Annotated in this window: 10 protein-coding genes; 6 read left to right on the top strand and 4 right to left on the bottom strand. The window is 72.1% G+C overall.

Features of this window, described 5'->3' with window-relative positions; translation table 11 throughout:
* Positions 1–495 precede the first annotated feature (495 nt).
* The gene (locus BL253_RS20685; protein ID WP_241834972.1) at positions 496–2,151 is read right to left on the bottom strand and encodes a hypothetical protein; all 1,656 of its coding nucleotides are present in this window, start codon (positions 2,149–2,151) and stop codon (positions 496–498) included.
* A 139-nt stretch (positions 2,152–2,290) separates the two neighbouring features.
* Positions 2,291–3,118 carry a class I SAM-dependent methyltransferase gene (locus BL253_RS20680; RefSeq protein WP_198946333.1) on the bottom strand — a complete coding sequence of 276 codons (828 nt, stop codon included), beginning with the start codon at positions 3,116–3,118 and terminating at the stop codon, positions 2,291–2,293.
* Positions 3,119–3,736: 618 nt separating this feature from the next.
* Here BL253_RS20680 and BL253_RS20675 point away from each other — a divergent pair.
* Entirely contained in the window at positions 3,737–5,077 is a 1,341-nt protein-coding gene (locus tag BL253_RS20675; protein WP_338013731.1) for an aminotransferase class I/II-fold pyridoxal phosphate-dependent enzyme, read from the top strand.
* A gap of 9 nt (positions 5,078–5,086) precedes the next feature.
* Here BL253_RS20675 and aat read toward each other — a convergent pair whose 3' ends face one another.
* The gene (aat, locus tag BL253_RS20670; protein ID WP_076818770.1) at positions 5,087–5,899 is read right to left on the bottom strand and encodes a leucyl/phenylalanyl-tRNA--protein transferase; all 813 of its coding nucleotides are present in this window, start codon (positions 5,897–5,899) and stop codon (positions 5,087–5,089) included.
* A complete protein-coding gene (locus BL253_RS20665) occupies positions 5,896–8,349 on the bottom strand; it encodes a putative bifunctional diguanylate cyclase/phosphodiesterase (RefSeq protein WP_241834971.1) in 2,454 nt (817 codons plus the stop codon). Before BL253_RS20665 ends, aat begins: the two co-directional genes overlap by 4 nt.
* Positions 8,350–8,354: 5 nt before the next feature.
* On the opposite strand from BL253_RS20665, the gene BL253_RS20660 reads away from it, so the two are divergent.
* From BL253_RS20660 to BL253_RS20640, 5 genes are all read left to right on the top strand, one after another.
* Positions 8,355–8,759 (top strand): MFS transporter, encoded by a 405-nt coding sequence (locus tag BL253_RS20660; RefSeq protein ID WP_241834970.1) that lies wholly within the window; start codon positions 8,355–8,357, stop codon positions 8,757–8,759.
* A gap of 540 nt (positions 8,760–9,299) precedes the next feature.
* On the top strand, positions 9,300–10,226 hold the full coding sequence (locus BL253_RS20655) for a response regulator transcription factor (protein WP_076818769.1): 927 nt from the start codon (positions 9,300–9,302) through the stop codon (positions 10,224–10,226).
* Positions 10,227–10,233: 7 nt separating this feature from the next.
* Positions 10,234–11,652 (top strand): sensor histidine kinase, encoded by a 1,419-nt coding sequence (locus BL253_RS20650; RefSeq protein WP_076818768.1) that lies wholly within the window; start codon positions 10,234–10,236, stop codon positions 11,650–11,652.
* A gap of 231 nt (positions 11,653–11,883) precedes the next feature.
* Positions 11,884–13,509, top strand: a complete 1,626-nt coding sequence (locus tag BL253_RS20645; protein ID WP_076818767.1) for an esterase-like activity of phytase family protein — start codon at positions 11,884–11,886, stop codon at positions 13,507–13,509.
* Between the two features lie 318 nt (positions 13,510–13,827).
* Complete coding sequence (locus BL253_RS20640; RefSeq protein ID WP_241834969.1) at positions 13,828–14,799, top strand: TAXI family TRAP transporter solute-binding subunit; 972 nt, start codon at positions 13,828–13,830, stop codon at positions 14,797–14,799.
* Positions 14,800–14,814 lie beyond the last annotated feature (15 nt).

Below are 14,814 nucleotides of genomic sequence, written 5' to 3'. Positions count from 1 at the left end.
GGGATGACTGGCAGCCGAACCTGCCCCCGACACCGATTCGGGATGGAGACGAAACCGCACCACCCCTACCCGTCTGAAAGGAAACCGTTTCCCAGTTCAGACACATACAGCAGTCGAGCGGCCTGACGGCCGCACCCAAACCCCACGCCAAATCTCGGTCACCCGGCCGGCCGCCGTGGGGTCCGCGACGCAGCGTGCGGGCCCGCCCCTCCAGCGTCAAGGCTGCTCACGCATCGCCTACGGCGACCGGGTCCCCTCCGGGGCCCACGGGCCCTGACCCCGGAGCCTCTGCGAACCCGCGGGCAGCACACAACGGCAGGYACAGCTGCCTGCCCCTCCCACACGCCGCCGACCCCACGGCGGCCAACCCCCGCACGCCCACAACCAGCCAAAACAGATCCCAGCATCGTCTTGACCGGCCCCGCTCCTTCAGGGATGACCAGCGCGATGTCCTGATGGCTCCCATCGTGCCCGGCTCGCTCAGCGGCGGAGCAGTCAGCGGTGGAGCAGGAGGTCGAGGTCGACGCGGATCAGCCACTGGTCCAGCTTGAACGGCGGGTACGGCCACGGGATGCTGTCCAGCACCACCTGGTTCACCGGGAGCCAGAGTGTTCTGCGCCGGGCGTCCACCGCGGCCCGCCGGACTCCGACGTACCGGGTCGCCGAGCCGCGCAGCCGCGACAGCCCGATGTCGATGGCCGACGTGCGGAAGGTCATCTCGTGGCCGGAGCCGGCCGGCCGGACGACCTGAAGCATCCCGCCGAGGCCGGCGAGCAGGATGGCTCCGCTGGTCGGGTCCGTCGTCAGGCTACGCACGAGGCCGCCCCGTCCTGTCTCTGGGAGCAGGTGGTCGGGGCGGCACTCGATTCCGAAGAAGCCGGGCCAGTCGCCCGTGGCCGGCGCCGCCGTCACCAGGCTGCGCTCCGGGCCGGTCTTGGTGTAGACGGCCATCGGGTCCGCGCGCAGGCCGTCGGCCTTCGTCCTCGCCACGTAGAGGTTCCCGGCCAGGTCGAAACRGGCGGACTCCATTCGGGATCCGTCCTGCGCGGCCCGCACGGCCGCACTCTTCGGGACGATCTGGCCGGTGCTCGCCGAATAGGAGAACTCCTGCACCGGGAACGGCTGCGGCGMGCCCCCGGTGAAGCAGTCGCTGATCAGGACAAACCGTTCGTCATCCGGCTCGCTGGTCGGGTCGGTCACGACCTCGCGCGGGTTCACCACGGTCGGGACACCCAGCGGGGTTGTCGGTGGGTACTGCCACCAGGCCCGGGTCCGCCCTTCCAGGTCGACGACGAGCAACGCGCCCGACTTGATCCTCCCTCCGTTTCCGAGGTACTGCGCGACGACAAGGTGGCCCGAGCGCGGGAGCCGCGCCACCGAGGCCAGCCCGCGAGCCGAAGGGGGCGCGGTGGCCTTCCCCGTGGGGAAGGCGCCGGCGGCCACCGCTGGCGGCGCGAGCCCGGCGAGCTCGGTGGCCGTCCGGGACAGCGATCGTTCGTAGCGCCAGTCGCCGGATCGGTCGCGCAGCAGTTGCCCGAAGCTGGGGAACTCGCCGTGAGCTCGGGTGTCCCAGYCGTGGTACGCCACGGCGGAAACCAGCACCACCCGATCGCCGGCGACCGGGTCGGGCACGACGACTACATCGGCGACATCCGCGCCACCGACCTCCCGAAGGGCCGGGTCTGTGACAAGGAGGTGGCCAGCGGTCGTCGGAATCGTCAACCGGGAGAATCGACGTGCTTCCGGGTAGAAGACGCCCACTTCCATGCTGGCCGCGGTCGGGATCAGCTGGTTGTCACTGAACGGCGTCGTTCCCATGAACACGGTGCCGTCGTCGGAGACCGCGGCCATGAACGCCGACTGGCCGGGGCCGAAGCCGAAACCGGGTACGTCGACCGTCTCGATCGTGGCGGACGTCGCCAGCTCACCGAAGCTGTCCGGCGCGCCGAAAATCGACAGGATGCCGAGGGTGTCCTTCTCCGCCCCAAGGAGTTGTCGGAGTCCGACCGTGGCGCCGAAGGCCGCGGCTCCCAGGCCCGCGGTGCCCAGCCCGAGGGCGGCCGCGATCCGCCGGCGAGTGGGGCGGGCGCCTGGCCGCGGCGGTCCGCCACCGGGCGCTCTGGAGACGTCGTAGCGCCCGCGGCTCGTCACGCGTGGCACTACTCCTTGTCGGGCCTGTGCGTGGGCTAACGCGGGTCCGGCAGCGGTGCGATCGCTCGAGTCGGGACCAGTGACTGGCCCAGGCGACCTGGTGGGTCCACCGGGCTCCCGGCGGTGGCGGTGKCGGTGGTCATATCTTGCGGAGGACCAGCAGAAGGTTCCAGGTGAGGATCTCTCGCACCCCGGGAACCTTCAGGAGCGGCTTGGACCAGTCCGGCAGGTATCGCGGCAGGGCGTCGATGACGACGACGTCCTGCCGGGAACGAGCCCAGGCGAGGGCATCGGCGACATACACCGGGAACAAGGTCTCGCCATAGATGTTCTTGGGGAGCTCGCCGTTGCGCCGTTCGTAACGGGCGAGGGCCCGGCGGCCGCCCAGGTAGTGCCATGGCGCGGTGTCGTGGCCGCCCCAGGGGGAGAGCCAGGTGGTGTAGCTGAGGTAGATGAGCCCCCCGGGGCGGRTCACCCGGACGAGCTCCGAGCACATCTGCCAGGCGTCCGGCACATGCTCCAGCACGTTCGACGTATAGGTGATGCCCACGGAGTCGGTCCGTATCGGCAGCGCGAGCGCGCTGCCCCGGATCCGGCCCGGAACGTCGGTGACCGCCAGGTCCGACACGTCCGGCTCGACCCAGCAGTAGCGGGCGCCGGCCTCGAGGAACGCGTCCCGAAAGTGACCCGGGCCGCCACCGACGTCGAGGACGTCCTGCCCGGCGACCGAGGTGTACCGGGAGAGCTGGCGGACGGAGTCCGCGGCGATGAGCCGGTAGAAGCTGGCCGGCGGGTCGACGGGCTTCCTGTGGTGCTCCGAGAAGAGGGTCCAGGACCGACGCAGGCCCCAGCCGACATACGGCACGGTGGGCAGCGTCGCCGCTCGCGGTCGCGTCGCTTCCGCAGCCGTCGACTCGGCAGTAGGTGCCGTCGAGGCCGGTAGCGGATCTGGGGCCACGTCAACCATAGGCGGACACTAACACCCATCCGACATGATGAATGCGGTGGGCAGGTCACCGCGGGAGCGCTCCGCCGGCGGGTTCTCGCCGCCGGCATTCGGGACTCCGACGGATGCGGGATGCCTCGCTGGGGCTGATCTCACACAGCCTGCCGGCGTCGGCTCGCGGGCGTCGGCGTGGCTTCCTCGGAGGGGCGAGACCGACCCCGGCCGCCGACGGGCGGGATCGGCCCGAGGTGTCGGTCGGGCAGGCGCGGCGATCCGGCCGATGCCGACACCGCGCTGACGGCCTCAGCCTTGACGGCGTCAGCCCCAGACCGCCGCGGCGTGAGGTCGAACTCGGCGCGGGCCTCCGGCGCCGGATCATCCGAAAGTCTTTCCCGGCGGTCAGTGGTCGGCCGTCGACAGCTGGCGTTGGCGTGATCTCGGTGCCGCCGACCTGGACGGACCGCGTTGATCAGACCGCGGATGGATATCTATAGACGTCATTGATCCCATTCGCTATGTTGAAATATCTAAAGTCCGATTTGCTACAAGAGTCGTATCGCCCGTATTGCCCGGACCCGCGAGACGATCTGTGCCCGCGCCGGGGCCATGCCGGCGGTCGCGCAGGGAGTGATCGTGTTCGTGCCCGCGCACACAGTCGAGGGCCCGGCATCGGCGGGAGTCCCGACCGTCGGGAAATCGCTCGCGCCGGCTTTCGGTCGGGTGCTGGACCAGCCGCCGGGCAGGCTGGCCGAGATGCACCGGCTGCGTGGCCGCGTCCCGTTCTGGGACCCGGTCGTGGACGAGATCGACGGCCGGCGCATCCGGGTGGGCGAGCGCTGGCTGATCGACTTCGCGTCCTGCAACTATCTCGGCTTCGACCTCGAGCCCGAGATCAGCGCGGTCATCCCCGAGTACATCGCCCGCTGGGGGACCCATCCCAGCTGGTGTCGGCTGGTCGGTAACCCGCGGCTGTTCGCGGAGATCGAGGAGGAGCTCGCGGAGCTCCTCGGCGCCGAGGACACCCTGCTTCTGCCGACCATCAGCCACATTCATTTCTCGGTGCTGCCGGCCCTCGCCGGCGCCGGCGCCGTGTTTCTGGAGCGTCGCGCTCACCAGACGATCCACGAAGGCGCCCGGATGGCGTCGGCGCGCGGCGCGCAGGTCATCCGGTTCCGTGAGGAGAACCTGTCCGACCTCGCCCTCAAGCTCGCGGCGAGTGACCGGTACCCCCGCGTCATCTGCGTCGACGGGGTGAACAGCATGACGGGCAACGGCCCGCCGCTCGCGGAGCTCGCCGACCTCGCCCATCGGTACGACGCGGTCCTCTACATCGACGACGCGCACGGCTTCGGGGTGCTGGGAGAGCGGTCGGTCGACGAGCTCTCGCCCTACGGGTCGCGGGGCAACGGCATCGTGCGCCACCTCGACCATGACTACGACGGCCTGGTTCTCGTCGGCGGATTCTCGAAGGCTTACTCGTCGCTGTTGGCCTTCGTCGCGTGCCCGCCCGAGATCAGGCATTTCCTGCGGGTCACCGCGGGAACGTACACGTATTCGGGCCCGCCTCCGGTGGCCTCGCTCGCGACCGCGCAGGCGGGCCTGCGATTCAACGCGGCCCACGGCGACGAACGGCGTGCCCAGCTGTACCGGCGGACGGCGCGGGTGCTCGACGGCGTCCGCGCGCTCGGCCTGGACACGCTGAACACGACCGGGTTCCCGATCGTCGAGGTCCCGCTGGCCGACCCCGACCTGATCGAGCCCCTCGGGCGCTTCCTGTTCGAGCGGGGCATCCTCGCCACCCTGGTGCCGTACCCGATCGTGCCACGCGGTGAGACCGGCTTCCGGATCTCGGTCACGGCGGCCAACACGGACGAGGAGATCGAGGAGCTGCTGGGCGTCATCGCGGCGGCGGCCGACCGGTTCCCGCTGCGCCGGGCGGCGGACGACTGGGACCCGGCGGACGCCCCGACGACGACCTGACCTGGTACCTCAGAGTGAGGAGGGGGCCGCGGGTGGTCGAGGAAGCAGGCGGTCGACGGGGAGCTGGTCGGTGACGAGCCGGATGTCGTCGTCGCGGACCGCCCGCAGCGTCGCCAGATAGCGGTCCCGCGGGATCTCGACGGCGCCGAGCGTGCGCAGGTGGTCACTGGCGATCTGGACGTCGTGCAGCCGGCCACCGGCGGCGGCGAACCGGGCGTCGAGGTCCACCAGCGCGATCTTGGACGCGTCGGTCTCGCCGTGGAACATCGACTCGCCGACGAAGACCCCGCCGACCAGGATGCCGAACGTGCCGCCGACCAGCCGGTCGGCCGCCCACACCTCCAGGCTGTGCGCCCAGCCGAGCGCGTGGAGCTGGGCGTAGCCGGCGCGCAGCTCGTCGGTGATCCAGACCTCGGGCGGCGTGCGCCTGCAGTGGCCGACGACCTCGTCGAAGGCCCGGTCCATCGTGGTCGTCCAGCCGCACGAGCGGATCCGGGCGCGCAGTGACCTGACGGCGCGCACCGTGCCGACGGGGATCACCGCCCGCGGGTCGGGGCACCACCACGGAAGGGTTCCGAGCCGCGACCGGCGCCCGCGGCCCCGGCCCACCGCGCGCGGCGCGAGCGTGAACTGGCGCGACTGCCGGGCTGTCTGGACATCCTCCGTCGGCCACGGAAACACGCCGGCCCGGTAGGCACCGATGAGGGCGTCCGGGGTGGCGCTGCCGCCCAGGGCCACCGGCCCGTCGGGCGGACCCTCGGCCAGCGGCAGCGTGTCCCACCAGCTCGGGCCGCGCTGAGCCGGCCGCGCTGTCAGGCTCACGGCTCCGAGCCGGCCCGGGGTTCCCGCCGGACCGGCGAAGGTGATCCGGCGCCCCCGGGGCCGTCGGCGGCCGGCTGGGCCGGAACGGTTCGCGCGGTCGTCGCCATCGTCGGCCTCGGCCGCGCGCCGGCCGGCCCGGCGGATCCCGCCGGTTGGGCGCCGCCCGTGATGGTCACGGGAGGCGCGGCGGGCATCGTGGCCGAGGCGAGCCTTGGGGTGACGTGCTCAGCCGGGCCGGGCTCGCCGACGAAGAAGCCCTGGGCCAGGTCGCAGCCGAAGTCGCGCAGCAGCGCGAGCCCGCTCTCCGTCTCGACGCCCTCGGCGACCACCCGCAGTCCGAGGTCGTGCGCGAGGTCGACGGTCGAACGGACGATCTTGCGAGCCACGTCGTTGGTCTCCAGCCGGCTGACGAAGAACCGGTCAAGCTTGAGCACGTCCACCGGGAAGTCCCCGGACAGGTAGGCCAGCGTCGAGTAGCCGGTGCCATAGTCGTCCACCGCGATGCGTATGCCCAGGTCGTGCAGCTCGTTGAGCACCGCGCTCGCCCGGGCGCGGTCGAGCATCAGCGTGGTCTCGGTGAGCTCGAGCTCGAGCGCGTCGGCGCTGAGCCCGTGCGCGGCGAGCAGGCCGCGCACATGGTCGGGGAAGGCCTGGTCGAGCAGGTCGGTCGCGGAGATGTTCACCGCGGCCGTGACGTCGAGGCCCGCGGAGCGCCAGCTCGCCAGCTGGGCGCATGACTGGCCGAGCACGGCGGTGGTCAGCGGGCGCATCAGCCCAGCATGCTCGGCGAGCCGCACGAACGAGTCCGGGGCGAGCAGGCCCCGGTCCGGGTGGTTCCAGCGCGCCAGCGCCTCCACCGACCGGATCCGGCCGGTGGCGATCTCGACCTTCGGCTGGAAGTGCGCCTCGATCTGGTCGCCGCCGATGCCGTCCCGCAGCGCCTCGGTCAGCGTGAGCTCGACCAGCGACGCGTCGCTGGCCCCCGGGTCGTAGTGCTCCACGCCGGTGTGCCGCTTCTTGGCGGCGTACATGGCGATGTCGGCACGCGCCAGCAGCTCGTCGGCGTCGGCCGCCTGGTCGGGGTAGACCGCGGCGCCGATGCTCGCCGTCACCGGGATCGTGAGCGTGCCGACGTGGAAGTAGTCATTCAGCGCCGCGCGCACCCGGTCGGCGACCAGCTGGGCGCCGGCACCGTCGGTCCGTTCCAGCAGCACGGCGAACTCGTCGCCGCCGAGCCGCGCGACCACGTCACCGGGGCGCAGCGCGGTGGCGATGCGCCCGCTGACCTCGACGAGCACCTCGTCGCCGACCTTGTGGCCGAGGGAGTCGTTGACGAGCTTGAAGCGGTCGAGGTCGAGGAGCAGCAGGGCGAGCGAGTGCCCCGCGCCGGTGGCACGCGTGATGGCGGCGCGCAGCCGCTCGTCCAGGCCGCGCCGGTTGGGCTGGTTGGTGAGGTCATCCGTCAGCGCCAGCGCCTTGGACTCGGCCAGCCGCTGCATCTCGACGAACGTGAGCCCCGCCCGCCCGAGTGCGGCGATCACGGTACAGGCCGCGAGCAGAACGGCGACCAGCGGCAGGCTCACGGTCGCACCGGCCACGAGGATGCCGAGAGCGGTGAGGGCGAGCACCGTGGGGATGAGCATGATGCCCCAACCGGCGGCCCTGGCCGGAGGCATGCGGGGCTGGCGCTGCCAGGCCGCGAACGCCAGCAGCAGCTGGGACAGCGCCCACAGGACGTCCGACGGGCCGCCAGGGGAGAACCCGCCGTCGGTCGCCGTCTGCGAGGCCAGCGCGGTGTCCGCCGCGACGAAGCACAGCATGCCGCAGCCGAGCAGCCACCACACCCGGCCGGCGCGGCGGCCGAGCAGGCCGAACACGCTGAGCACCAGCAACGCGAGCAGCAGATCGGCGAGCGGATAGACCAGCGCGATCAGCAGGTCGCCGAGTCCCAGCTCGGGCTCGCGCCGCTTCATGACCACGCCGAGGCCGGTCGTGAGCGCCGCGACCCCGAGCAGGCCGATCAGCGCGTCGAGCAGCAGGCTCCTGGGCAGCCGAAGCAGCCGGTGGCGCAGCAGCAGGATGACGGCCGCGTAGCAGGCCGGATAGAACGCCAACCAGCCGGCGTCGATGACCGACGGCGCGATGGCCTGCTGCTCGCCCTCGATGAGGTGCCCGGTGACGGAGGAACAGAGCGTGGCGGCGCCGTACAGGATCAGCCCGCCGCCGAGGGCCGCCCAGGGCGCCCGGTCACCACGGATCATCACGGCGCGCAGGACGCACAGCAGGCCTACCGCGAGGCTGAACGTGTTCCGCAGCGGCCAGGCCACCGCGTCGAGCCAGGAGGCCTGGGTGAAGCCGGAGGCCGCGAGCAACACGGCCGCGACCAGCAGGAGGATCTGGGCGACGCGGATCATCCGGTACCGGCGCGACGGGGGCCCGATGGTGATCACCGTAGGTGCTCGCCCTCGCGGGCGCCGGCGGTGGCGCCGCGCCGCATCCCAGCATGATCGCCTTCATCGTCGTGTACGGGCTGGACTGGGTGGCCACGGTGCCGCCGACGATCGCGCTGTGCCGCTCCGAGTTCGGTCCCGAGCGTGCCCCGGTGGTCTTCGGCTGGGTGTTCGCCTCGCACCAGCTCGGCGCCGCGGTGGCGGCCATCGCCGCGGGCTGGATACGCGGGGTGACCGGTACCTACACGGCGGCCTGGTACGGCGCGGCGTTCCTGTGCCTGGTGGCCGCGTTCCTGTCCGCGACGATCGGCGCCGGGTCGGCGGACGCCGCGCCGCGCGGGCGGCGGGCGCGCCGAAACGTCATCGCGCGCGGCCCGGCGGACGACACGTTGCCCGCCCCCGCCGGCTGAGCCACCATCCCCACGATCCCGCCGCCTGGGGGCCAGGCCGGACCGACCTCCCGACTTCCTGACCTCCCGACTTCCTAACCTCCTGACCTCCTGACCTCCTGACTCTGTCGGCGTAGGCCGGAGCGAGCCGGAAATGGAATGAGCGCGGACCGGGCTCGCCGCGCCGGCGGATGGCGTTGTGTCCATGGGATGGCGGGAGGAGGCATGTCAACGGCTCCTTTCCCGAATGGCGGGYGGGAAATGCTGAACAAGACGCTGCCCACCACCACGACCGGGGTAATGGCCCGGGTGTGCGGTTACCCTCAGAGCGCCCATTTATCCCGGGGGTGACCGAGCTTCGCCCGCGAGCCACCGACCATCCACGGGACGATGTCCCGAGCTACAAGCGACCCGAATTAACAYGACCCGGGGGTGGAGCTGACGGGAGTGCTAACTTGTCGAGGCAGGACGGGCGGCGCGATGAGGGCCGGCCGCGGTGGTGATACCAGGAGGGCGGACCGCGGGTAAGGTGCGCGCGACGTCGCCGGACGGGAGTGCCCCATGCGGCTGTTGATCGTGGAGGACGATGACCGCGTGGCGGCGGCTCTGTCCAGCGTGCTCGGCCGGCACGGCTTCGACATCGTCCGGGCCCGTACCGCCGCGCGCGCCCTTGATCTCATGCACACCCGGCCCGATCTGGTGCTGCTGGACCTGGGCCTGCCCGACCGCGACGGTTTCGAGGTCTGCGGCCGGATTCGCAAGGTGTCCAACACCCCCGTAATCATGGTGACCGCGCGGACCGAGCTGTCCGCCCGCATCCACGGGCTCTACCTGGGCGCGGACGACTACATCGTCAAGCCCTACGACCTGCGCGAGCTGATCGCTCGGATCCATGCCGTGGTGCGCCGCTCCCGGCCCGACCCGCTCGCCCCCGCCGACGCCGAGACGGCCGGCCACCTGGGCGGGACGCCCAGCCGGCCGGACGGCCGGGCGGCTGGTGGCGCGGGCTCCGCGGGAGCGGCCGTCACCGCCGGTGTGGCGGAGGTCGGCCGGGTGGTCGAGACCCGCGGCCTGCGCATCCACCTCGACAGCCGAGAGGTGACGGGCAACGACGGGCGGGCCGTCGTCCTGACCCGCAAGGAGTTCGACCTGCTCGCCGAGCTCGCGAGGGCGCCCGGCGTGGTGTTCCGGCGCGAGCAGCTGATCAGCGAGGTCTGGGGCTCGTCGGTGCAGTCGGCCTCGCGCACGCTCGAGGTGCACGTGGCCTCGCTGCGCGCCAAGGTGGGCGACCCGTTCGTCGTGCAGACGGTGCGGGGTGTCGGCTACCGGCTGGCGGCGGCGGGCGCTCCCGCGCCCCCGCCCGCCGAGGTCACCCCTGCCGGCACCGGTGCCGCCGTGGCCGCGGCCGAGCAGGACGCGGCCGAGCAGGACGCGGCCGTGCCGGAGCTGGCCGCCGCGGCCGCCGTGAAACGTCGCCGGCGGGCCTGATCGTCTCGTGCGCGTCCGGCTGTTGGTGATCCTGCTGTCGCTGATGACCGCGGCGCTCGTCGTGCTCGGCATCCCGCTGGCGCGCAGCATCGCCGAGGGCCGTCAGCAGGCGATGTTCTTCGACCGGCTCGGCGACACCACCCGGTTCGCCGGCATGGCCGGGCAGAACCCGGGACCCGACGGCACCCGGGCCCTGACCGGTGAGCTTGTCCGTTACGACCAGGTATACGGCGTCGAGGCCGTCATCTACGGCCGTGACGTCACCGTCCGTGCGGCCTCCCGTGTCGTGCCGTCGGCTCCCGACCCGCGGGTGCGCGCGCAGCTCAACGCGGCGCTACTCGGGCGGGCGGGGGAGAACCCGGCGCAGATCTGGCCCTGGCAGGATCGGCCCCTCGTGATCGCCGAGCCGGTGCTCGCGGGCGGGGACGTGGTCGGGGCGGCGCTCACCGTCTCCCCGACCGACCGGCTGCGCGGCCAGGTGGTGCGCCGCTGGCTGCTGCTCGGCCTCGGCGAGCTGGCGGCGCTGCTGCTGTGCCTCGCGGTCGCGCTGCGGCTGACCAGGTGGCTGCTCGCGCCGATCGACAGCCTGGACGCGGTCACCCACGCGATCGCCACCGGCCAGATGTCCACCCGGGTGCTGGAACGGGTCGGGCCGCCGGAGCTGCGGCGGCTCGCGAGCGCGTTCAACGAGATGGCCGACCACGTGCAGGAGGTCATCTCCCAGCAGCGGGCCTTTGTCGCGGACGCGTCCCATCAGCTGCGCAACCCGCTTTCGGCGCTGCTGCTGCGGATCGAGACCATCGGGCTGGGCCTGCCCCCGGAGTGGCTCGACGAGCTGGAGGAGACCCGGGCCGAGGGGCGCCGGCTGACCGAGGTGCTCGACGAGCTGCTCGCGCTGGCCCAGGCCGAGCACGCGGCCACCCGCCCGGTGCTGTTCGACGTCGCCGCCGCGGCGCGCGAGCGGCTGTCGGCCTGGCGGCCGGTGGCGACGTCGCGGCAGATCGTCCTCGGCCAGACGGGACTGTCCGAGGCCATGGGGTACGCCGACCGCACGGCGATCGGCAGCGCCCTCGACGCGGTGGTCGACAACGCGATCAAGTTCTCCCCGGCGGGCTCCACCGTCGAGGTGGTGGTGCTGCGGGACGCCGACTCGGTGCGGGTGGTCGTGCGTGACCAGGGCCCCGGCGTCGCGCCCGAGGAGCTGTCCGCCGTCGGGCGGAGGTTCTGGCGCAGCCCGCGCAACGTGAACGTCGGTGGCTCCGGGCTGGGCCTGAGCATCGCCATCGCGCTGCTGGAGGCCTCCGGCGGCGGCCTGTCGGTCGCGCTGGTGGAGCCCACCGGCCTGGCGGTGACCCTGCGCGTCCCGCGCCGGCCCTTCGCCGCTCTCGCGGCCGTGACGCTCCCGGCGAAGGTGCCGGCCTCCTGACGTGYCGGTTCCGCGTCCGGCTCGCGGCCGGGCGGCGCGGGCTCGACGCGGTGCCTGGCGTGGGTTGCCGCCGTCCGCCGGGCTCCCCCCAGGAAGTCGTCGGGACGTGGGAACAATACGTTTTTGCCGGTTAACCGTTACTCCACCCCGGGGACCACGTCTGGCCATCGGCGGGATAGAGGCTCGCCGACGGCGTGCCGTCGGGCACGCGCCGGACAGTGGGGGAACTGGATGAACCGCATACGTCTGACCTCGGCCGCCGCGGGGGCGGTGGCCGTCGCGCTGCTGGGGGGCGGCATCGCCCAGGCCGGCGGCGACGAGCCGCTGGCGAAGGACGACAGCTACCAGGTCCAGGCCGGCCGGACGCTGACCGCCAGCGGCCATGGCGACAGCATCCTGCGCAACGACAAGGGCGAGAACCTGGAACTGGTAACGAATACCAAGCCCGCCAACGGCACGCTCACCCTCGAACCAGACGGCACGTTCACCTACAAGCCGAACCCCGGCTTCATCGGTACGGATTCCTTCTCCTACACGGTGAGTGACGCGGTCACGCGGTACGACACCCAACTGCCGTCACTGGCGACGATCGGCGGTGTGAAGATCAGCGGCGGGGCGTACGGCTCCGCGCTCTACCCGGCCCCGCACGGCGGCGGCGACGAGTTCTACGGCGTCACGGACCGCGGACCGAACGTCGACGGCCCGAACGGGGCGAAGGTCGAGCCGCTGCCCGACTTCACCCCCGCGATCGGCAAGTTCCGGCTCAAGGACGGCGTCGCGAAGCTCGAGCGGTCGATCCCGCTGCGCGCGGCGGACGGCTCCCCGTACAACGGCCGGGTCAGCACCGAGGCGACCACCGGCGAGACGATCCTGGACCTGAACGGCACCACCCTCGCGGCGAGCCCCTACGGCTATGACCCCGAGGGCCTCGTGGCCCTGCGCGACGGCACTTTCTGGATCTCCGACGAGTACGGCCCGTACATCACGCACTTCGACGCGAACGGCCGGCAGATCGGGCGGCTCTCGCCGTTCGACGGCTCGCTGCCCGCGGAGTTGAGCAAGCGGATGCCGAACCGCGGCATGGAGGGCCTGACCATCACGCCCGACGGCGACACGCTGGTCGGGATCGTGCAGTCGGCGCTGCAGCAGCGTGATTTGTCCGGGAAGCCGGTGAACGTCGCGCCRCTGCGGATCGTGACCTACAACCTGAAGACCAAGGCCACGCGCGAGTACCTTTACCTGCTGGACGACCCGAAGGTGAATACGGGCGCCGTGTCCGAGATCACCGCGCTGTCCAACAACACGTTCCTCGTCGACGAGCGCGACGGGAAGTTCGAGCCCGGGGCGTTCAAGAAGTGCTTCAGGATTGACCTGACCGGCGCGACCGACGTCGGCCCGAAGGCCAACATCCCGGGCGCCACCTACGTCGCCAGCCAGGGCGGTCTGCTCCTCGGCTCGGCTCAGAAGACCATCGAGGGCACCGTCGGTGAGTCCACCACCGCCGCCGCGCTCTCGACACTGGCCGCCGCCGGCATCACTCCGGTGAAGAAGTCGCTGTACGTCRACTTCGCTGGCCTGGTCAGCACGCTCGACCCGACGGGCGGCTTCTTCGGCCACGACAAGGTCGAAGGAGTCGCGACGACGGATGGCGGCAGGACGCTGGTCGTCGCCAACGACAGCGACTTCGGTATCTCCGGTCTGACGAACAGCGCCGCGCCGTTCCAACTCAAGGCGAAGATCCTGCCGAACGGCAAGCAGGACGACGGCTCGTTCCTGGTGGTGGACATGTCCAAGGTCGACGGCAGCTACTCCAGCACCGCCACGGTGACCATCACCGTCACCGCCGGCAGGAGGTAGTTCCGGCCGACAGGCATTTCCGTGGCCTGGCTGGCTGGCGCCAGCCAGGCCACGCCCCCCGCCCCGCCCGGGCGCGCCCGTCCGCCGAGCCCTTCCGAGCTGGTCTTCCGAGCCTCGCGCTCTGAGCCCTTCGAGTTCTGCGCCTTCAGAGTTCTGAGCTCCCCGAGCGGTGCCGCGGAGCGTGCCCGATCGCCCGTGAGCGCCGCGGGCGTAGGCCGGCCGTCCCTACTGTGGGTAGCCGTGTCCGGGTATCGTCGTCCGGTAATGAGGCGGTTACGACTGGGGCGCCCGACGCGCGGGTGGCTGACGCGTCGGCGCGTGCTCACCGTCCTGTCCGCCGCGACCGCCGTGCTCGTCGCCACCACCGCCGCCGTCTACGCCGTGGCCAGGGACGGGCAGGACAACCAGTACCGGCACGGCACGATCATGATCCTGACCGGCGGGACCAAGGGCATCTACTACACCTACGGGGTGGAGCTCGCCGCGGCCGTCAACCGCCGCCTCGACGGAGTGCAGGCGCAGGCGATAGCCACCACGGCGTCGGTCGACAACGTGCGCCAGGTCGCCCGGTCGGCGAACGTCTTCGCGTTCACGGCCGCCGACGCCGCCTCCTCCGCCGTGGACGGGCGGGCGCCGTTCACCAAGCGGGTGCCGATCCGGGCGCTGGCACGGATCTACGACGACTACGTGCACCTGGTGGTCCGCGCGGACGCCCCGATCAGCGCCATCGCGGACCTCGCCGGCAAGCGGGTGTCGGTCGGCTCGGACGGGTCGGGCACCGAGCTGATCGCCGAACGGATGCTCTCCGTCGCCGGGATCGACCCGGCATCGCTGAGCGTCAGCCGGCTCGGCATCAACGAGTCGGTGGCCGCGCTGCGGGGCGGCGCCATCGACGCGTTCTTCTGGTCGGGCGGGCTGCCGACCGCCGGCATCACCGAGCTGCCCCCGAAGACCCCGATCCGCCTGGTCCCGCTCGGCCAGCTCGCCGCCGGCCTGCACGCCGAGTGGKACCCGGTCTACCGCTCCGGGGCCATCCTCGCGGACACATACCACCTCGCGGGCGACGCCGTCGACACGCCGACGGTCRCCGTGCCCGACCTGCTCGTCACCCGCGCCGACACGGACCCGGGACTGGTCGAGGAGGTGACCAGGATCCTGTTCGACGCGCGGGCCGAGATCGCCGACCGGGTGCCGGTCGCCTACGCGCTGGACCGGCGCAGCGCCATCGCCACGGCGCCCATCCCGCTGCACGACGGCGCCCTGCGTTACTACCGCGCTACCAAGAGCTGAGGGCGCCCGCCCCCA

This window comes from Pseudofrankia asymbiotica, assembly GCF_001983105.1.
Lineage (GTDB): Bacteria > Actinomycetota > Actinomycetes > Frankiales > Frankiaceae > Pseudofrankia > Pseudofrankia asymbiotica.
This window is presented reverse-complemented; position numbering and strand designations above follow the sequence as displayed.